Annotated in this window: 14 protein-coding genes and 1 pseudogene; 4 read left to right on the forward strand and 11 right to left on the reverse strand. The window is 60.2% G+C overall.

Annotation, left to right across the window (positions count from 1 at the left end):
• Nucleotides 1-7: 7 nt before the first annotated feature.
• Together FJ930_RS09990 and FJ930_RS09995 are read right to left on the reverse strand one after the other, a co-directional pair.
• Entirely contained in the window at nucleotides 8-1,351 is a 1,344-nt protein-coding gene (locus tag FJ930_RS09990; protein WP_141837196.1) for a HAMP domain-containing sensor histidine kinase, read from the reverse strand.
• Entirely contained in the window at nucleotides 1,351-2,016 is a 666-nt protein-coding gene (locus tag FJ930_RS09995) for a response regulator transcription factor (RefSeq protein WP_140746510.1), read from the reverse strand. The genes FJ930_RS09990 and FJ930_RS09995 overlap by 1 nt, the downstream gene beginning before the upstream one ends.
• Here FJ930_RS09995 and FJ930_RS30045 point away from each other — a divergent pair.
• Nucleotides 2,016-2,507: a hypothetical protein gene (locus FJ930_RS30045; RefSeq protein ID WP_181763330.1), complete on the forward strand. Its 492-nt coding sequence runs from the start codon at nucleotides 2,016-2,018 to the stop codon at nucleotides 2,505-2,507. The two genes, FJ930_RS09995 and FJ930_RS30045, sit on opposite strands and share 1 nt — an antisense overlap.
• Nucleotides 2,508-2,537: 30 nt before the next feature.
• Here FJ930_RS30045 and FJ930_RS10005 read toward each other — a convergent pair whose 3' ends face one another.
• The 5 genes and pseudogenes from FJ930_RS10005 to FJ930_RS10020 all read right to left on the reverse strand — a co-directional run bounded on the left by FJ930_RS10005 (nucleotide 2,538) and on the right by FJ930_RS10020 (nucleotide 8,452).
• Nucleotides 2,538-4,328 carry a thiamine pyrophosphate-requiring protein gene (locus FJ930_RS10005; protein WP_141837198.1) on the reverse strand — a complete coding sequence of 597 codons (1,791 nt, stop codon included), beginning with the start codon at nucleotides 4,326-4,328 and terminating at the stop codon, nucleotides 2,538-2,540.
• On the reverse strand, nucleotides 4,301-5,380 hold the full coding sequence (locus FJ930_RS10010) for an isocitrate lyase/PEP mutase family protein (protein ID WP_141837200.1): 1,080 nt from the start codon (nucleotides 5,378-5,380) through the stop codon (nucleotides 4,301-4,303). Before FJ930_RS10010 ends, FJ930_RS10005 begins: the two co-directional genes overlap by 28 nt.
• Before the next feature lie 71 nt (nucleotides 5,381-5,451).
• Nucleotides 5,452-5,601, reverse strand: coding sequence for a hypothetical protein (locus tag FJ930_RS30050; RefSeq protein WP_181763331.1), 150 nt, complete (start codon nucleotides 5,599-5,601; stop codon nucleotides 5,452-5,454).
• Between the two features lie 256 nt (nucleotides 5,602-5,857).
• A pseudogene (locus tag FJ930_RS30365) lies at nucleotides 5,858-6,174 on the reverse strand (plasmid stabilization protein).
• Between the two features lie 289 nt (nucleotides 6,175-6,463).
• Entirely contained in the window at nucleotides 6,464-8,452 is a 1,989-nt protein-coding gene (locus FJ930_RS10020) for an AI-2E family transporter (RefSeq protein WP_181763332.1), read from the reverse strand.
• Nucleotides 8,453-8,929: 477 nt separating this feature from the next.
• Between FJ930_RS10020 and FJ930_RS10025 the strand changes: the two genes are divergently transcribed.
• Nucleotides 8,930-9,133 (forward strand): CsbD family protein, encoded by a 204-nt coding sequence (locus FJ930_RS10025; protein ID WP_140690704.1) that lies wholly within the window; start codon nucleotides 8,930-8,932, stop codon nucleotides 9,131-9,133.
• Nucleotides 9,134-9,274: 141 nt separating this feature from the next.
• Here the strand turns inward: FJ930_RS10025 and FJ930_RS10030 are convergent, their stop codons facing one another.
• From FJ930_RS10030 to FJ930_RS10045, 4 genes are all read right to left on the reverse strand, one after another.
• Nucleotides 9,275-11,350 (reverse strand): response regulator, encoded by a 2,076-nt coding sequence (locus FJ930_RS10030; protein ID WP_141837203.1) that lies wholly within the window; start codon nucleotides 11,348-11,350, stop codon nucleotides 9,275-9,277.
• Between the two features lie 10 nt (nucleotides 11,351-11,360).
• The gene (locus FJ930_RS10035) at nucleotides 11,361-17,072 is read right to left on the reverse strand and encodes a HAMP domain-containing protein (protein WP_141837316.1); all 5,712 of its coding nucleotides are present in this window, start codon (nucleotides 17,070-17,072) and stop codon (nucleotides 11,361-11,363) included.
• A gap of 260 nt (nucleotides 17,073-17,332) precedes the next feature.
• Nucleotides 17,333-17,785, reverse strand: coding sequence for a nuclear transport factor 2 family protein (locus FJ930_RS10040; RefSeq protein ID WP_141837205.1), 453 nt, complete (start codon nucleotides 17,783-17,785; stop codon nucleotides 17,333-17,335).
• A gap of 145 nt (nucleotides 17,786-17,930) precedes the next feature.
• Nucleotides 17,931-18,137 (reverse strand): DUF680 domain-containing protein, encoded by a 207-nt coding sequence (locus tag FJ930_RS10045; protein WP_141837207.1) that lies wholly within the window; start codon nucleotides 18,135-18,137, stop codon nucleotides 17,931-17,933.
• A 141-nt stretch (nucleotides 18,138-18,278) separates the two neighbouring features.
• On the opposite strand from FJ930_RS10045, the gene FJ930_RS10050 reads away from it, so the two are divergent.
• Together FJ930_RS10050 and FJ930_RS10055 are read left to right on the forward strand one after the other, a co-directional pair.
• On the forward strand, nucleotides 18,279-19,193 hold the full coding sequence (locus FJ930_RS10050) for a LysR family transcriptional regulator (RefSeq protein ID WP_140746538.1): 915 nt from the start codon (nucleotides 18,279-18,281) through the stop codon (nucleotides 19,191-19,193).
• A 337-nt stretch (nucleotides 19,194-19,530) separates the two neighbouring features.
• Nucleotides 19,531-19,956, forward strand: a complete 426-nt coding sequence (locus FJ930_RS10055) for a Fur family transcriptional regulator (protein WP_141837210.1) — start codon at nucleotides 19,531-19,533, stop codon at nucleotides 19,954-19,956.
• Nucleotides 19,957-19,984: the final 28 nt, after the last annotated feature.

A 19,984-nucleotide genomic window follows, 5' to 3' on the forward strand; every position in this document is an offset into this window, starting at 1 on the left:
CGAGCAGTCACCCGTGCCTTGGGAACGAAATGGTCACGACCAGGCCCGGGTCGGCATTTGCCATGGCAAGACTTCCGCCGTAGGCTTCCACGATGTCCGAAACGATAGCGAGGCCAAGGCCGCTGCTGCCGCCCTTGCTGTCCAACTGAACCCCGCGGGACAGGACGGATTGCCGGTCCGCGTCCGGGATGCCCGGCCCGTCATCGGCAACGGCGATAACCACGGCCGCGGCTGTCACGGATGCCGCGATGCGTACCGATGATCGTGCGAAGCGCGTGGCATTCTCAACGAGGTTGCCGAGTATCTCCGACAGATCTCCTTCATCGATCGGCGCGACAAGATCATCGGCGACATCGATCTCGAAGGAGAGACGCTTGCCGCCAGGCGTCCGCTTTACCACGCCGACCACGCCGGCCGCGGTCTCGAAGACGCGGCAAGTGGCCTTGCCGAAAATGCCGGGCGCAAGGCGGGCGCGTGCCAATTCCCGCTCGACGTGGCGCCGGATCGCGCTGGCGCTTCTTTCAATATCGTCGGCTAGCTCAATCTCGCCCTTCTTCCGCAGCGCGCGGATGTCGGCTGAGAGGACCTGCAATGGCGTCTTGAGCCCATGCGCCAGATCTGTCGCGCGTGAGCGGGCGCGTACGAGCGCCTTGTCCTGGGCCTCAAGCAAGCGGTTTATCTCATCGGCGAGCGGTTGCACCTCCCGAGGTGCCGCTACTTCGAGCCGCGTCGCGCGCTGGGCGACAACGTTTCGGACCGCGACCCGCAGGCTTTCCAGGGGGGCGAGACCCACAGTGATCTGGATGAAGAATGCGGCCATTAGGGCCAGGGCAAGAACGATCAGGGCCGGCGCGAGATCGCGAACATATTCGCTCACCGCTACTTCCACGCTGCGGTGGTTCTCGGCGACGATGGCACGAAACGATCGGCCACCGGGATCGATGACCGTGCGCGCGACCGCGATTGCGAGCTCTCCCTCCGGCCCTTTGAACTCCTTGATTTCCTTGAGCTCGCCACCGATTTGGTGGGCATGCAGTGCAAGGGTCGCATCCCATAGTGAACGCGAGCGGACAAGATAGCCGGATGCGATGTCCTCCACCTGCCAGTAGTGGCCGGACAGGGGAATGGAAAAACGGGGGTCGGTCAGCGGCGTCTGGACGGAGAGGTGGCCGTCGGCACCGTAAGCGGTGGCGCCGATCAGTTCGTTGAGGTCGACGGTTAGCTCACTGACGATACGCCGTTCGACATTCAGTTCGAACAGATAGCGCAACCCAACGCCCGCGATGGCAAGGGCGATGAGAATTGAAACCGTGGCCGCCAGCCAGAGCCTGAACCGGATCGAGTTTCCCATCAGCTGCCATCATCGGCTATGAGATAGCCGAAGCCGCGCCTTGTCTTGATGATGTCGCTGCCGAGCTTCCTGCGCAGGCGGGCAACGATGACCTCGATCGCATTGGGGTCTCGATCGTTGCCGGAATCGTACAGATGCTCCGCCAGTTCGGTCGGTGCCACGACGCGCCCGCCATGATGCATCAGGTACGCCAGAAGCCTGTACTCGAGAGGCGAGAGTGAAACAGGGGCGCCTTGGACTGAGACACGCATTTGAAGAGTGTCGAGAAGCAAGGGTCCGGATCTGAGCACCGGCGCTGCCTGGCCTGTCGAACGGCGCAGAATCGCCCGCAATCGCGCCAGCAGTTCCTCCATTTCGAAAGGTTTGGGCAAGTAGTCGTCGGCGCCCGCATTGATGCCTTCGACGCGTTCCGTCCACATGCCTCTCGCCGTCAGGATGAGGACTGGAAACCGGCGACCGTTGGCTCGCCATCGTTTGAGGACGGTGAGGCCGTCGAGCTTGGGCAAGCCGAGATCCAATATGGCCGCGTCGTAATTCTCGACGTCGCCCGCAAACCAGGCATCGTCGCCGTCCCGCACCACATCGACGGCCATTCCGGACGCCTTCAGCGCTGCAGCGACGTCCGCCGCGATCCGGGGTTCGTCCTCGGCCAGGAGGATCCTCAATGGTCGCTCCCCCCGCCTCTCACGATCACGCCGGCTCCGGCATCAACGTCCACGATCTTGCGGCGACCGTCCGCGCCGACAACCTGCAATCGATAGATCCATTTGCTCCCAAGGCGGACAAGGTCGACGGCAACGACATCGCCGGGCGCCTTGGCGCGCACGATATCCAGTATCCTGGCAAAGCCCTTGATTTGGCCATGCTCGTAGAGGTCCCTTGCCCGGTCGTGATCGCCGTCGTCATCCTCGCCGGCTCGCGCTGCGAGCGGCTGGACGGCGGCGAGCCCAATAAGGCCAGCCACGACAAGTCGTTTGAGAATGGTTGTCATCGACCAGGCATCTCGCACACAAAGGCTGTCAATCCGCTGTCAGCCAGCCATCGTCCAGCAGGCAGCAAAGATAGTACCAGCAAGCTCGGCTCGAATATTGCGGATGCTGTGATTGCCGACAACCCGGCAATCACCGGTCAATCGAGGCCGGTCCGCGATCAGTAAGCAGATCGTGGAGCCTTACGCGCCCTGCTCCTAGTCTGACTTGCCCGGCAGTATCGAACCCAGAACCTGCCTGACGGTCCCGCGAATAACACCGGTTTCACTGGGATCGCCCTTTGCAAGCGACGATGTCAGGTTTTTGATCTGGTCGAAGGTGAAATGCGGGGGAAGTGGCGGGACCTCGGGATCGGTTTTGACCTCGAGGACGACGGGATAATCCGACGCGAATGCTTCGTCCCAGGCCGGTCCGAGGTCTTCTGCGCGATCAACAAACAAGCCTTTAAGACCTATCAGTTCGGCAAACCGATGATAAGGCACGTCCGGGATACGCTGCGACGCCTCGAACTTCGGGTCGCCTTCCATGACCCGCTGCTCCCAAGTAACTTGATTGAGATCCTGATTGTTGAAGACGCAGATGATGAACCGACCATCCGGCCAGGACGACTTCCAGTATTTGGCGACGGTGATCAGTTCCGCCATGTTGTTCATCTGCATGGCTCCATCGCCAACAAGCCCCACCACCGGCCGGTCCGGGTGCGCGAACTTCGCGGCGATCGCGTAAGGGACAGCAGCGCCCATCGAGGCAAGGCCGCCGGAGAGCGATGCCATCATCCCCGGCCTGATCCTGACGTCACGCGCGTACCAATTCGCGCAGGATCCGGAATCGCTCGTCAGAATGACATTATCCGGCAATCTCGGCGAAAGCTCCCATGCCACCAGTTGCGGATTGACAGGGTCGGCTTTTGTCTTGGCCCGCTTCTCCAGAAGTTTCCACCAGTCGGCTACGCTCTTCTCGATCTGTTTGCGCCACTTGTTTTTCTTCTGCTTCAACAATGGCAGCAAGGCCTTGAGCGTCTCAGTTGCATCGCCGACAAGATTGACGTCCATCGGATAGCGCAAGGACATCATGCCGGGCTTGAGGTCGATCTGAACGCCCTTGGCCTGACCTTCTTTTGGCAGGAACTCCGAATAGGGAAAGCCGGATCCGACCATCAGCAACGTGTCGCAGTCCCGCATCAGATCCCAAGAAGGTTCCGTTCCGAGCAACCCGATCGAGCCAGTTACCCAAGGGAGAAAATCCGGTAAAGCCGCCTTGCCGAGAAGCGCCTTTGCGGCACCCGCGCCAAGGCGATCGGCGATGTCGATCACCTCTTGCGTCGCGGCAAGGGCACCAGCCCCGACGAGGATTGCGACGCGCTCGCCTTCGTTGAGGATATCGGCGGCCGCTTTCAAATCATCCGCGTGTGGAACGACCAACGGCTTGCGATAGCCGACGCCGGAATGCACCGTGCCGTGAGCGCGGGACGGTTCCTCATAAGGCATCTCCTGCAAGTCGTTCGGCAGGACGAGCGCCGTCACGGTTCGGTTTGCCAACGCAATGCGAACGGCCCGGTCAACGAGGTGACGAACCTGTGCGGGAACAGCGGCCTGGTGGACGAAATCTCCCGCCACATCCTTGAAGAGGGAGGCAAGATCGACTTCTTGCTGGTAGTGGCCGCCGATCGCGCTGCGGGCCTGCTGGCCGACAATGGCCAGGACAGGCTGGTGGTCAAGGCGTGCATCATAAAGACCTGTCACGAGGTGCGTCGCGCCGGGACCGGAAGTCGCTATGCAGACGCCAAGTCCGCCAGAAAACTTGGCGTAGGCCGACGCCATGAACGCGGCCATTTCCTCATGTCGTGCCTGGACGAATTCAATCTTCCCATCCGCACGGTTGAGGGCCCCGAAGACGCCGTTGATGCCGTCACCCGGGTATCCGAACATCCGCCGTACGCCCCAGGCGTGGAGGCGCGAAATCAGGAAATCGCCAACGGTTTTAGACATGAGAGGAGCCTTTCGATCACGGCTGGAAAGGGAATTAACCAGCGTGGCGACGTCCTGTTCCCAGCCTCGCCACAGATCGATGGGCCTGGCAGCCTTAGCCGGTACCGACCAAAAACCCGTTCTCTCGGTTTCTTACCCGCGCCCGTGAGTTTCTGTTTGATCTTGTCAAACATGCCGGCGTCGTGGGACGCACCCATAAAACGGTTCTCGATCGCCGCCCACTCAGACATCCGAACGACGTCCTCGAATGTCTTGAGGTCGACGCTCTCCTCGGGTTCCAATGGCCTGCCTCGCCGGAGATCGCCGAGGGCCAGCTGCATGGCTTTCACAGCTCTGAACAACACAGTCGTTGGGTAGAGGATCATGTCGAAACCCATCTCGTGCATTTGGCTTGGCGATACCCAGGGGGTCTTTCCACCGCGCTCCAGTATACTCGTGGCCAATGGGACATCCCTGAACGCATTACCGACCGTCTCGAGCTCCTTGACGCTCGTAGGTCCTTCTATGTAAACGCCGTCGGCGCCGGCTTCGAGATACCGCTTGCCACGCTCGATCGCGTCGTCAAGGCCATTTGGCTCCAAGGCATCTGTGCGGGCGAGCAGAAAGAAATTCGGGTCGCGGCGCGCCGCCACAGCAGCGGCGATCTTTTCCGCCATGAACTCGGCGGGGACGACCTTCTTGCCGTTCATATGACCGCAGCGTTTTGGGGGATCCTGGTCCTCGATGAACAACGCCGATGCCCCGATCGCCTCATAACCTCTGACCGTGCGCGTCACATTCTTGACGTCGCCGTAGCCATCGTCGCCATCGACAAGTACCGGCAAACCCGATGCGTCGATGATCTCTTGTACCTTGGCGTGCTTCTCGCCGAAATGTTCGAGATCGATATCAGGCACCGCATGCATCGCAGCTGCCATGGCAAAGCCCCCGATCTGATAGGCAGGGAAACCGGCTAGATCGATGAGCCTGGCTGTCAGCGCATCCGCCGCCGAAGGCAAAACCAGCGGGCTATGGTGTTGAAGCACCGTTCTCCAGCTATTGGTCCGAGCCATCGGTCTGCCGAGCCTCCTTATCGGCTAATGGTGTTCACCGCTCCCAGAAAAGCTTCCCTGCCCGCCGGGGTTCAGCCCGCAGCGACACGCCGGGCGACCGCCTCGGGATCATCGCGTGCCAATTCAGACGGACCTTGTTGCAGAGCCTGGTCTCGACCGACTTCCTTGCCAATCTTGTAAGCGGCATAGACAATGCCGAGACCGATCAAAAACCTGATCATGGAAAATCTCCTTCGGCGGGAAACCCAATCGTTGACGGATGGTTCCGGGAGCGTGCGATGACATTGCGCGCGCATTGGGCAAAGGGGTTTGGCCGAAGCCCCCGCGCCTATTCGCCCAATATGATCCCGGAAGCTATGATCTGAGCCGTGCGCCCTGTTAGCCTTCCGCGTTTCACGAGCGTGGGTTTGACATAGGGTTTTCTCGTCATCACAGATCCACTGGCGCCGGAGACACTGTTACCTTGCTGCCTGCAACTTATGAGTGGGAGTGGCTTGCAGCATTCCTTTTCCTTGTCGCGGCGGCCTTCCTCGCAGAGGCCGACCTCTCGGCCGCGGAACGAGATGCCTGGGCTTTGCCGCCCCTCTCTCCCCCCTTGTGAGCCGCGGGGTGGCCGGTGTGCTTTCCACGTCCCGATCCGCCCTCTTTCCGCCGCCGTCATCCTTGTTCACCGTTGCCCAAGCACGACGTTCGGCTTCCTTTTCCGATACCCCTCGATGCTCGTAGCCCTCGGCTATGTGATCAGCTTTGCGCTCCTGCTTGTCAGTGTATTTCGACTTGTCGCCACGTGGCATCGTGACCTCCTGTTTCTCTAACGGTTGCGAACGAACACATCCCGATTTGGTTCCAGATCGCCAAGACATCCGAGCGGGACGCCGCTGAGCGATCGAATATCGACCATGCCCCAAACCCTTGTCGGAACTCTCGACCTGCCGGATCAGCGAACCCGGCGTGGCCGATCGCTTCCAATCAGCTGCCTTGCAAATTCGCCCAACCAGAAATGCAGCCATGGCCGGCGAGCACCGCCGACTTCGCGGGCAAGCACCAGGCGGTCCAACCCGCCGAGCCCACAACGCGGCGGGGTCAATCGCTTCGTGACGTTTTTCGGCGGCGTGTGCGCCGCTTGGCGACGATTTTGAGCGGCACAGGCGGTGCCGAAGCCAGCGCGCCCAAGGCCGCCTGTACCATACCGGACGCGACGAAATCGGCGCTGATGTCCTTGGCCAGATTGTCGGCGCCCTCTTTGTCGGCCCCGTCGAATTTGAACCATAGCGCGATCCCGACCCTGAGGTCCGCTTTGGCCCGCTTCAGCCGGCGCACCAGAAAGCGGGCATGCTTGACGGAATCCTGGTTGAGGAAGCCGACCACCACTGTATTGACGCTGCCCAGCTCAAGGCGACGAATTGTCGACGGCTCCAAGTCTACAAAGCTCGCCTTTGATACCGCGGCGCCCTGCACTTCCAAAACCTGCGCCAGCATCGCCGCCGCCGCGTCGTCGAGTGGACCGCGGCCGCCAGCACAAAGCACCGTCAATCCCGAGCCATCCGGCAATTCGGCATAGCCATTGTTCGCGGTCTCATTGTCCTCGAGCGACCCCGCATCCTCGCCGATAACCAGGGCTTCCTCCTCGTCCATCTCGTGTTGAGCGCTGTCTTCGAGGTTCGCGACCAGCGTCAGCGCGCTGGCTGCCACCTGCTGAATCTGCTGGTCGTCCATTACGCCACGGACGCGGTCCTTCTCACCGAGCAGCAAGGCGGGCAGGGCCACCTTGTCGTAGAATTCGACTAGATAATTCTCCTCGAGAGTTTCTTCGGCATGGTCTGTTGCCTCGTCGGGATCGCCTGCCAGCAGCCGTTGGTAGAGCCGCGCGTGGGCGTCCAGTACCGGCTCGTTGCCGAACAGCACATCGAGGAATTCGAACTGCGGTACATGCCGGCCAAGCACCACCAGACAGACCGTGAGCGGTGTCGACAGGACCAATCCCAGCGGACCCCATAGCCATGTCCAGAAGATCGCCGCAACGATGATGGCCAATGGCGAGAGCCCCGTGCGCGATCCATACAGCCAGGGCTCGATGACATTCCCGGTGATCAACTCCATCGCCACGAATAGAGCTGCCGTCCACAACACAAGCGACCATCCTGGCGCCACCGCCAGCGCAAGGAAGAGGGGCAGCAGCGCGCCGATCACCGGCCCGATATAGGGAACGAAACGAAGGGCAAGCGCCAGCAGTCCCCACAGGAGCGCGTTGGGGATGCCCAACACCCATAGCCCGATCGCAATCGGGATCGCGTAGATCAGGTTGACGACCAATTGCATCAGCAAGTAGCGCCCTACCCGCGAGCCGGCGTCCTGCAGCGCCTGAGTCGTCCGATGAAGGTCGCCGTAGCCGACAAGGCGAATGAAACGGTCCCTTAGATCTTCCCGCTCCAGAAGCATGAAGATGACGACGATGACGATCAAGCCAGCTGACCCCAAAGGGCTGATCAGCGGACCGATGATGTTCTGGAGGATTTCGAGCGGCTTTTCCTTGGCAACGATTTCAACCGGCACCGGGTCGCGTTTGGGGGTTTGCGGGGAGGCTGGAAGTGAAGGCTCTTGCCTGTTGATCTCCTGGCCAACCCGCTCGACTACACTGCTCAATCTCGAGATCACGCCGCCGCCTACTCCCGTCTCTTTGAGAGAACGGACCTTGGTGAGGATGTTTGACTGGTAAAGCGAAATGTTCTGAGCGAGTTCGCTGACCTGCGACGCGACAATAAAGCTGAACAGCGCCAGAACCGCGAATGCCCCGAGCACGCTCAGAATGACCGCGGCAAGGCGCGGCATGCCTGCCCGTTTGAGCGCCGAGACCAGAGGAGCGAGTGCAAAGGTCAGGAGCAGCGCGATCGCGATCGGCAAGAATACTTCTCGTCCGAAATACAACGCTGCAACAGTGGTTACGACAGTGGCCACGGTCGGCAACGCCGTGCGCCTGCGCGCCAAGGAAAGGGGTCCTCCCAGTCCGGAACTGGGGGAGATGCCGTTACGATCGATCGCCAAGAAATTCCTCCGCCTGCCCGCCACGATCATAAACGCTAAAGTGCCATATGTTTTCCATCAATTGTGGTTCCCTGGCCGGAACGAGGACACATCGAGACCCACGTCTGTGGGCACGACGGCTGCGGCAAATGCACTCCCCATGGCTTTGCCCGACCGCAGCGAAAACCCCCGTCGGTACGCGTCACAGGGTCGGCATCCTGAGCCCAACACTCAAACCCATCCAAATCGATAAGGCCTCAAAACCTGCACGCCGTACCTCATCGTGCCTGCATGTTCCACAGCAAGCGCTGCGGTCCCGATTGGACGCTAAGTACTTGCTGCCGGTCGCGCGTTCCTCCGGCGGGGCGTTATTGTGCCTTTTGTATCGCTGGCGGTCATGCGCAACTGCGGGTTCGTCGCATTCGTGGCGTGAACCGTCATTTCCCACATGCAAAAGCGAGCACCGACCCGGAACCTCACAGGGCGCATGGCGTTTGGCAGCGTAATGCAATCAAGGAGGACCGTGTCATGGACTGGAATCGTGTCGAAGGAAATTGGAAGCAGGTCAAAGGCAAGGTCAAAGAACAGTGGGGCAAGCTTACTGACGACGACCTCGACCGTATCGCCGGCAAACGTGATCAACTCGAAGGCAAGATCCAGGAGCGCTACGGCATCGAGAAGGATCGTGTGCGGCGCGATATTGACGATTGGTACAGACGGCAAGACTGGTAGATATCGCTTGGCACGCCGTGTGAGCTTCTTCTTACCGGCGGCCGGCATGGGAACGCGGCCTGCGGCGGCAGACGCAACTCGCGGCTGCATCCCGAGGCCGCGTTATGACGCGCTCACCTCCTCCGCCGGGCCGCCCCGCGGCTAGGCCGTTTTGATTGCTTTAGGCTCCACATTTGCGATCGCCAAAAAAATGGTTTCAAGCAAATCCTTGTCGTGGAAGGGTTTGCCGAGCAAGGGCACGTCCGCCGGTCGATCGGCGATCTGGCTAGCATCGGCATAGCCGGTTATAATAACCGCGGGCCAATCGGAGCGCAGAGTGCGTGCGAAGCGGATAACGTCCACGCCCGATACGAGTGGCATGGCAAAGTCGGTAACGATGACGTCGAAATCATTAGGAGCGCGCTCGATCAACGCCAACGCCTCGGGGCCCCCTGCAGCGCAGGTCACATCAAAACCATGCTGACGAAGAGACTCAGCTGTCAGCTGCCGCAACGCGTTGCTATCATCGATCAGAATGATCGATGGGCGCCTCGCGTCGGCGTTTAGGCGCATATACCCGACGTCGGTCTCGGCAGCAGGATTGCCTGGCTCCGCGACGGAGCGTGGCAGCCAGAGTTGCATGCTCGTTCCACGATCAACGACGCTCTCTATGCGAAGCGCACCGCCGGATTGCCTCATAAAGCCATAGACCGTACTGAGGCCCAGACCGGTCCCTTTCCCGACCGGCTTTGTCGTGAAGAAAGGTTCAATGACCTTGGCGAGAATATCAGGAGCTATGCCAGAACCTGTGTCCTTGACCGTCACAACGACATAGTCACCCGCCGGAACATCTGCCGAAGACGTCCTAAGCGAACGATTGTGCGCTTGCACGGTTATTGTACCGCCAGAGGGCATGGCATCACGCGCATTGAAAACCAGGTTCATCAAAGCTAGCTCGAGCTGTCCGGCATCGACATGCACCGGCCACACCGTGTCGTCGATTTGCCAGTCAAATCGGATCAACGCTCCCAAAACAGGTGCGACCAACCCGTTCATGCTGTCGCCCAGCACTGCCAGGCGCACCGCTTCCGGCTTTAGGGTCTGCCGTCGGGAGAAAGCCAGCATTCGCGTGACCAGGTCAGCTCCTTGTTTCGCGGAACGCCGCATCAAATCGAGAACCTGCCGTGCTTGACCGTCCAATGTCGCGCGGCGTTCGAGCAACCCCAATCCACTGAGAATTGCAGCCAGCAGATTATTAAAGTCATGCGCCAGGCCACCCGTCAGTTTGCCGATCGCGTCGAGACGTTGTGATTGTAGCAGTTGATCCTCGAGGCCACGCTGATCGGTAACGTCGAGCAGCGTACCGAGGATTTCGGACTCGCGGCCGTCAGCGCCGTTCGACATGACGCCTTGATCAAGAAAGATGCGATATTCGCCGTTGGCGCACTTCCAGCGGAATTCGCACGTATACGAGCCGGCCGTTTTGGCCGCCAGAAGTGCCTGCTCGAGCCGTGCCAGGTCGTCGGGATGGACCCGCTTGAGCCCGAATCCTGGATCGGAAGTCAGATCCGCAGGCGAAAAGCCGGTCAAACGCTCGACACCTTTGGTGACAAAGCGCGTCGCAAAGGGCGGTTCGGCCGTCCGCGCGTGAAAGCAAACCGGCAGCGAACTCAATATGGCATCCTGCCGTTCCTCCGCGCTGCGGAGAGCCCGTTCCGCCTGAAGCTTTTCCTTCTGGGCCTGCAGCGCCTGCGCCAGCAGTCCCTGCTCAATCCGCGCCTTCCGCTGGATTTCGATCGTCTTTTCGTGAAGCTCGACAAAGACCGCGACCTTCGAACGCAGCATGGTCGGATCAAATGGCTTGAACACGTAATCCACCGCGCCGGCATCATAGCCGCGCAGCATATGGGCGTCCTCCTTGTTGATCGCGGTGAGAAAGATGATTGGCGTGTGTTTGGACTGTTCGCGCTGTCGGATAAGCGCGGCTGTTTCATATCCATCCAGCCCTGGCATGAGGACATCGAGCAGGATAACGGCGAAGTCTTCCTTCAGCAGAAAACGTAGGGCCTCTTCGCCCGATTGGGCGCAGATGACGTCGCCGGTGGTCGCGAGCACTTCGCTGATCGCCAGCAGATTGCGCTCATCGTCATCCACGGCGAGGATACGTGCCCGTGCCGGTCCTTCCGGCAGCTGAACGACCCCAGGTTTCCTTGCTCTGCTTCTTTGCAATTTTTGCATCGAATAGCCGTCAGTTCGCTGCCACGAGCATTTTTTCCGGGATGTCACCGCGTGACCGGGAACGCCCAATCCAGACACGAAGCAGCGCCAGCAAGAGATCGAGATCGACTGGCTTGGCGATGTAGTCGGAAGCCCCCGCGTCCAGGCATTTTTGCCGATCACCCTTCATCGCTTTGGCCGTAACCGAAATCAGCGGAATGTGAGCTATCGAGGATGTGGTGCGGATTTGCCGCATCGTCTCGTAGCCGTCCATTTCCGGCATCATGATATCGATCAACGCTGCATCGACGTCGGGCGTCTGTTCCAGCAGCGCTATGCCGTCGCGGCCTCGTTCAGCGTGCAGAACTTGGATGCCATAGGTCTCCAGAACGCTGGTGAGGGAATAAATGTTGCGAATATCGTCGTCGACGATCAGAACCTTCGCCCCGGTGAGATCGGACCTCGCGTCCTGTTCTGTTTCGACCATGCTTTCTTCGCGGCCTTCTCCCGGAAGGGTCGCTGAAATATGCAGCGCCAACTGAGCGAAATTCTCGGCGCGCGGCACATTCGCAAAAGCCGGATTCAGCGACAGGACCGGGTCGAGCGCATCGGGATGGGGGGCAAAGAACAAAAGTTTCGGCAAGGCTTCGCCGAATTGGCCGGTGACCTCGTCTAGTGCCTGCGCATTGTCTTTGGCCGAGCGTCCGAACCCGAGCACGACGGCATCATACGAGGCGATCCCGATGTCGTCCGCATTTGCCGCGATCCGACCAACCGCGGTGACGGAGGTGACGCCGTCGCGGATCGCTTCGACCAGCGATAGCCGGCGATCCGGATCGGGGTCGGCGACCAGAACGCGGCGTTGGATGCGCAGCTTTCTGGAATGAATGTCCTGAAACACCTGCATCAGTTCATCCGATGATACGGGCTTAGTGGAAATGCTGGAGGCGCCCTTGCGCGCGAGGCTATTAATATCTCCCGCGCCTGAGATAACGTGGACGGGAATTGCCCTCGTCTTCTGATCATGGCGTAACAGATCAAAAAGCACCCAGCCGTCGATATCCGAAAGCCCGAGATCAAGCGTAATGGCATCGGGAACCAGCTTGCGCGCCAATGCCAAAGTGCCGGAACCCGCGTTTGACAAGACGCCTTTCAACCCGGCCGAACGCGCGAGGCCAAGCAACAAGCCTCCAAAGGTCGGGTCGTCCTCAACGATCAGAACGACCCGATCGGTGGGCGAGATAGAATCGCGGTCATCAATTAACTCGGCCGAAGGTGGACTGTTCGGGGATGCTGGCGCTGCGACTTCGTCCGTCACAGGAAGCAAGGCCGATTGCACTGTCGCCATTCTGGGGCCGTCGAACGGGATAACCAGCGTGAATGTCGATCCTTTGCCCGGCGTGCTTTCGACGCGCAATTCGCCGCCAAGCAACCGAGCGATCTCCCGACTGATAGAGAGCCCCAGGCCCGTACCGCCATATTTACGACTGGTGGTGCCGTCGGCTTGCTGAAAGGCTTCGAAAATAAGCTTTTGCTTATCCTCAGGTATGCCAATGCCGGTGTCGGTCACGGCGATCGCGAGAGCCTTTATCGGGTGCGAGGCTCGGTTGCGGCGGCCAGCTTTCTCGACCCGGAAGTTCAAACCGACCTCACCTTCGGAGGTGAATTTGAATGCGTTCGAAAGCAGGTTGAGGACAATCTGCTGCAATCGCTTCTCATCCGTGCGGACAGTATCTGGAAGGGCTGGGTCGACCGTTATGGTAAAGCCAAGTCCCTTGTCGGCCGCCAGCTGACGGAACGTGCGCTCCATATGCTGGCGCAGGTGTGACACCGGCATGTCGTTGATATCGATGGAGACCGTGCCGGATTCGATCTTCGACAGATCGAGGATATCGTTGATGAGGCTGAGAAGATCGGTTCCGGCGGAATTGATCGTGCGCGCGAACTCGACCTGCTTTTCGTTGAGATTGCCCTGCTGGTTGGTCGCCAGGAGATTTGAAAGAATGAGCAGTGAATTGAGCGGTGTGCGCAGTTCGTGACTCATATTGGCCAGGAACTCGGACTTGTATTTCGAAGTCAGCGCCAGCTGCTCGGCTTTCTCCTCCAATGCGCGTCGCGCCATCTCGATTTCGAGATTCTTGTTTTCCACCTGCTTCTTTTCGTTTTCGAGCAGCTGTGCCTTTTCCTGCAGCTCCTCGTTCGTGGCATGCAGCTCTTCCTGCTTCTTGGTCAGTTCAGTCTGTCGCGCTTGCAGTTCCGAGGTCAGCAGTTGCGACTGCTTGAGCAGGCCTTCGGTGCGCATTGTCGCGGCTATGGTGTTGAGAACGATGCCGACGGACTCCATCAACTGATTGAGGAACGACTGGTGGGTGTCGCGGAACTCGCCGAACGAGGCAAGTTCGATAACGGCTTTCACCTCATCTTCGAACAAGGCGGGAAGAATGATGACGTTGGCCGGCGAGGCGCTGCCGAGGCCTGATGTGACGCGCAGGAATTCCGGCGGGACATTGTCGAGCATGATTGCGCGCTTGTCGGCAGCACTTTGGCCGACCAGGCCTTCGCGCAGGTCGAGGCGCTGCTTGATCGCCGCCTTGCTTTCAGCACCATAGGACGCCGCCAGCTCGAGATAGGATTCCTCTTCGTCGCGGTTGGTAACGTAGAATACCCCATATTGGGCGTTCACCAGCGGCGCGAGTTCGGACATGATGAGCCGCGAGACAGTGGCGAGGTCGCGCTCGCCTTGCAGCATCCGCGAGAACCGGGCGAGATTGGTTTTCAACCAGTCCTGTTCGGCATTCTTCAGCGTCTGATCCTTCAGGTTGCGGATCATTTCGTTGATGTTGTCCTTGAGCGCGGCAACTTCACCCGAAGCTTCGACGCTGATCGAGCGCGTCAGATCGCCCTTGGTGACCGCTGTCGAAACCTCGGCAATGGCACGCACCTGGGTTGTGAGATTGGCGGCGAGCTGATTGACATTGTCGGTCAGGTCGCGCCACAGGCCAGCCGCTCCTGGCACACGCGCCTGTCCGCCGAGCTTGCCTTCGATACCCACCTCGCGGGCGACGTTGGTCACCTGGTCGGCAAAGGTCGCGAGGGTCTCGATCATGCCGTTGATCGTATCGGCCAGGGAGGCGATTTCGCCTTTGGCATCCACCGTCAGCTTGCGTTTGAGATTGCCTTGCGCAACCGCCGTCACCACGTCGGCGATGCCGCGCACCTGGTTGGTCAGGTTCGTCGCCATCAAATTGACGTTGTCAGTGAGGTCTTTCCAGGTGCCGGCGACGCCTTCAACACGGGCCTGACCGCCGAGCTTGCCCTCGGTGCCAACCTCGCGCGCCACGCGCGTGACCTCACCGGCGAAGGAGTTGAGCTGGTCCACCATCGTGTTGATGGTTGATTTCAGCTCAAGGATTTCCCCTTTCACGTCGACGGTGATCTTTTTCGACAGATCGCCGCGGGCGACGGCGGTCGTGACCTCGGCGATGTTGCGCACCTGCCCGGTCAGGTTCTCGGCCATCGAGTTGACGTTGTCGGTCAGATCTTTCCACGTCCCGGCAACGCCGCGCACCTGCGCCTGCCCGCCGAGCTTGCCTTCGGTACCGACCTCGCGCGCGACGCGGGTCACTTCCGAGGCAAAGGAATTGAGCTGGTCCACCATTGTGTTGATCGTGTCCTTCAGCTCCAGAATCTCTCCACGGACATCCACGGTGATCTTCTTCGAGAGGTCACCGAGCGCCACGGCGGTCGTCACCTCGGCGATGTTTCGCACCTGACCCGTCAGGTTGGCGGCCATGGCGTTGACGTTGTCGGTCAGGTCCTTCCAGGTGCCGGCAACGCCGCGCACCTGTGCCTGACCACCGAGCTTGCCGTCCGAACCGACTTCGCGCGCCACACGCGTCACCTCCGAGGCGAACGAATTCAACTGATCGACCATCGTGTTGATGACATCCTTGATCTGCAGGATCTCGCCCAGGGCATCGACCGTGATTTTCTGCGTCAGGTCGCCCGTCGCGATAGCCGTCGCGACCTTGGACACATCGCGCAACTGGACGGTCAGATTGCCGGCCATTGCGTTGACGTTGTCAGTCAGGTCCTTCCAGGTGCCACCGACGCCCTCGACATGAGCCTGTCCGCCCAGTTTGCCTTCCGATCCCACTTCACGAGCGACGCGTGTCACTTCCGAGGCGAAGGAGTTCAACTGATCGACCATCGTATTGACGGTGTCCTTGAGCTCCAGAATCTCCCCTTTGACGTCGACCGTAATCTTCTTGGACAAGTCACCGCGGGCCACGGCCGTCGTAACCTCGGCAATGTTGCGCACCTGCCCGGTCAGATTGGCGGCCATCAAATTGACGTTGTCGGTCAGATCCTTCCACGTGCCGCCAATTCCCCTCACCTCGGCCTGGCCACCGAGCTTGCCTTCGGTGCCGACCTCGCGCGCCACGCGTGTGACCTCGGAGGCAAAGGAGTTCAACTGATCAACCATCGTGTTGATGGTGTCCTTAAGTTCGAGAATTTCGCCTTGCACCGCCACGGTGATTTTTTTGGAGAGGTCGCCGGAAGCAACCGCCGTCGTCACCTCCGCGATATTCCGCACCTGGCCGGTGAGGTTCTCAGCCATCGAATTGACGTTGTCGGTGAGGTCTTTCCACGTGCCGGCGACGCCACGCACCTGTGCCTGGCCGCCAAGCTTGCCTTCAGTGCCAACTTCGCGCGCTACGCGCGTGACCTCGCCCGCGAAGGAGTTGAGCTGGTCGACCATCGTGTTGATCGTCGATTTCAGCTCGAGGATTTCGCCCTTCACGTCGACGGTGATCTTCTTCGAGAGGTCGCCCAGAGCCACGGCGGTCGTCACCTCGGCGATATTGCGCACCTGGCCGGTGAGGTTCTCGGCCATGGAATTCACATTGTCAGTCAGATCCTTCCATGTGCCGCCGACCCCTTCGACGCGTGCCTGGCCGCCGAGCTTACCCTCTGTGCCGACCTCGCGCGCCACGCGCGTCACTTCCGAGGCGAACGAATTGAGCTGGTCAACCATCGTGTTGATGGTGTTCTTCAATTCGAGGATTTCGCCCTTCACATCGACGGTAATCTTCTTCGACAGATCGCCCGACGCGACGGCGGTCGTGACCTCGGCGATGTTGCGCACCTGCCCGGTCAGGTTGGTGGCCATCGCGTTGACGTTGTCGGTCAGATCTTTCCACGTCCCGGCGACCCCTTTCACGCGCGCCTGACCACCCAACTTGCCTTCGGTGCCGACCTCGCGCGCCACGCGCGTCACTTCCGAGGCGAAGGAGGCCAACTGACCGACCATGGTGTTGACGATCTTGCCAATCCGCAGGAACTCCCCACGCAGAGGCCGGCCGTCGATTTCGACCATCATCGTTTGCGACAGGTCGCCCTTGGCGACAGCACCGATGACTCGGGCGACCTCGGCTGTCGGCTGGACCATATCCTCGATCAGATCGTTGACGGACCGGACACTTGATTCCCAACTGCCGGTGGCGTTGCGAACGCGACCGCGCTCACCTATCCGCCCATCCTTGCCGACAACCCTGCTGAGGCGCTCGAACTCACGCGTCACCTGATCGTTGAGGTCAACGATCTCGTTGAAGGTTTCCGCGATTTCGGAATCGACCCCCTTGTACACGTTCTCGATACGGACGGAAAAATCACCGCGGCGGAAGGCTCTTAGAGAGTTCAGAATGATTACATGGTCCAGTTCCCTTTTGGATGCCTGCACGGTCACAGCGCCCCTCCGATGCCGATGGATTTACGTTAGAATCCCCCACGGCCGAGCTACATCTCGCCGCAAGCTTGAAAACGTGCCATTTGGATAATGGTTCCATGTCGCCGTACTTCGCCGAGGTCAGCACGGCGACGGGTTGCATAGCCTGTGACTCGAAGGGTTTCGAACGAGAAGGCGTCGTTCTCAAAGAGGAATTTCTTGTCGCTGGCTCCAGTACAGGGGAATGCGTGAGGCGGCTCTGAGGTATCGGCGCGCTACAGTTGAGCGCCAGGAACCTCGGCGACCCCCAGCTGCTGCATGAAAAGCAGGCTGTCGGCGTTGGCCCAATATTCAGCCAGAAGACCATCCTTGATGCGCAAGGTGTCCGTGCCGGTGAAGGTGATCGTGCGGCCGATCGCATTGGCCGATGCGCCTGGGAAACCGCCATGGTAGGTGCCCCGTGCCCGCCAGCGAACAACCAGGAAGTCGCCATCGATGATCGGCCCCTGCTCGATCGTGAAATTGAGGCCGGTGAGGACGGAATTGATGCCGCCGACCCAGGCGTTGAGGGCGGCGCGGCCCTTGATGGTGTCATCGCCGAAGCCGGTCAGCGGCGCGGCGTGGGCGACGAAATCCGGAGCGATGATCTTGTCGGTGTAAGATAGATCGCCGTTCCAGAGCAGACGCCAGGATTCGACAAGAGCGGCATGGGATGATGTGTTGGTCATGGGATTCTTTCGAGTTTGAACGGCTTCGTTGGTGATGGAGGGGGCGGTCCGTAGCGAGTTTTGCGGACCGTGCGAGACGGCATTCTGGCAATCCGACCGACAGCAGAGCGACGGATCCCCGTCGCTTGCTGCCAAGTGTCACCTGTCAGTGGCTGCCAAACAGATTACGGTCGCTGCCCTGAACGACGGGCTGCTTGGCCGCGGGCTCCGACTTTTTGATCGAAGCCGTGTACGAGTTGTCGACGGTAGCGGCCGGCTGGTTGGCGTTGGCCGAGCCATAGTTGTCGCTGCCGGCGAAGGCGGCGCCCATGGCAACGAGCATGGCGGCTGCGGTAAGCGCGATCTTGGTCATGTTGAATACTCCTGGTTTTCAAGGCTGGTTGTTTCTGGGAGTGGCTGCTGGCCGTCTCCGTGTTTGCTTGCGTCTGTTGTATGAAGCCTTTGAGTTCGAATAGAAATTGACAGAAAATGGCGATCTGATATTCACAAATGAATGACAGAGATCGACTGGAACCTGATCAAGAGTTTTGTCACCGTGGCGGAGACCGGCAGCCTGTCCGCCGCCGCGCGAAAGCTCGCCGCGAGCCAGCCGACGCTTGGCCGCCACATCGCCGAGTTGGAACAAGCGCTGGGCGTGACGCTGTTCCGGCGCGGCCGAAGCGGCTACGCGTTGACTGAGGCCGGCAGCACGCTTTTCGAACGCGGCCGGGCGGTGAGCGAGCAGGCCAGCGCCTTCTCACGCCTGGCGCTGGGGTCCGTCGAGGCCATCGAAGGCAGCGTGCGCATCGCGGCCAGCGAGGTGGTGGCTGCCTATGTTCTGCCGGAGATGACCGCCAGGCTTGCCGTCGAGGAGCCTGGCATCGAGCTCGAAATCGTCGCTTCGAATCAGGTTGAAAATCTCCTGCGCCGGGATGCCGACATCGCCATCCGCATGGTCAAGCCGGCGCAGAACGAGCTGGTGGCGCGCAAGGTCGCGGACATACCGCTGCGCACTTGCGCGGCGATATCCTATCTCGACCGGCGAGGCCGCCCGCGGGAGCTCGGCGATCTGGCCGCCCACGATCTGGTGGGCTTCGACCGCAGCGACGATATGATCCGCGCTTTTGCCCAGTTCGGCATCTCATTGACCCGCAATGCTTTCCGTTTCAGGGCGGACAACCAGATCGTTCTGTGGGAAGCGCTGCGGACTGGAAATGGCATCGGCATCGGTCAGGAGCCGCTGATCCGCCGCGACCCGTTGATGGAAGTGGTGCTGCCGGACCTGCCGCTGCCGGTATTGCCGGTTTGGCTCGCGATGCATCGGGATGTCCGCACCAGCATACGTATCCGCCGGGTGGCGGATTTCCTGCATGAAGAATTGAAGCTTTATTCGGCCGGCGCCGGGTCGGGAGCGAATTCGGCGCGGTGAGCAAGCCCCGCCAGACGGGCTTCACGTCGGCTCCAGTCGCAGTTCGACAGTACCGGATTCAGAAGCCTTTTCTGATGTATGGTCCGTCGGACAACAGCCGGTGGGCGGTATGGCCCATTCCAGGAGCCTGGCGCTATCGTCCATATACCGAGATTTTCGGCCTGGTGCTCGATCTCGCTGCCCTCTGGGCATGTAAACCCGCCCGTTCTTTGCAACCCACCGGACGGACATGCCTCCATCTCCGCAAATTCCAATTCGCGTTATTCCAGTCGACCAGCAGGTGTGTTACTACGTCGATGAATTGTTACGTTATTTCCTAACGAGAATATGAATCGAAATGCCTGATCCACACTCAACAGATCCGGCCTTCAGTGGTCTGACCAAGAACCAGTCGCTGGTCCTGGAGACTATTGCCAAGGCGCGTAGGCCGATCGGCGCTTACGAGATTTTGAGGGAGTTGGCGCCTCGAGGGATCAGATCACCCGTGCAGATCTATCGGGCGGTCAACAGCCTTATTCAATGCGGTATCGTCCACAAGGTCGAGAGCATCAACGCGTTTGTGCGCTGCACCGACGCGCATCCCCATCATGGACAAACAACGATCCTCGCAATTTGTGATGACTGCGGAACTGTTGTTGAACATCACGACGAGACGGTCGACCGCCGGCTTGTGGCCTGGGCCAAACAGGAGGCCCTCGAGGTCAACGCCGTCACTATCGAACTCAAAGTGCGATGCGCCAATTGCAGTGCTTTAGCCCCCTGACGAACACCAAAACCCGGATCTAGTACGG

The organism is Mesorhizobium sp. B2-4-15 (genome assembly GCF_006658505.1).
Classification (GTDB): domain Bacteria; phylum Pseudomonadota; class Alphaproteobacteria; order Rhizobiales; family Rhizobiaceae; genus Mesorhizobium.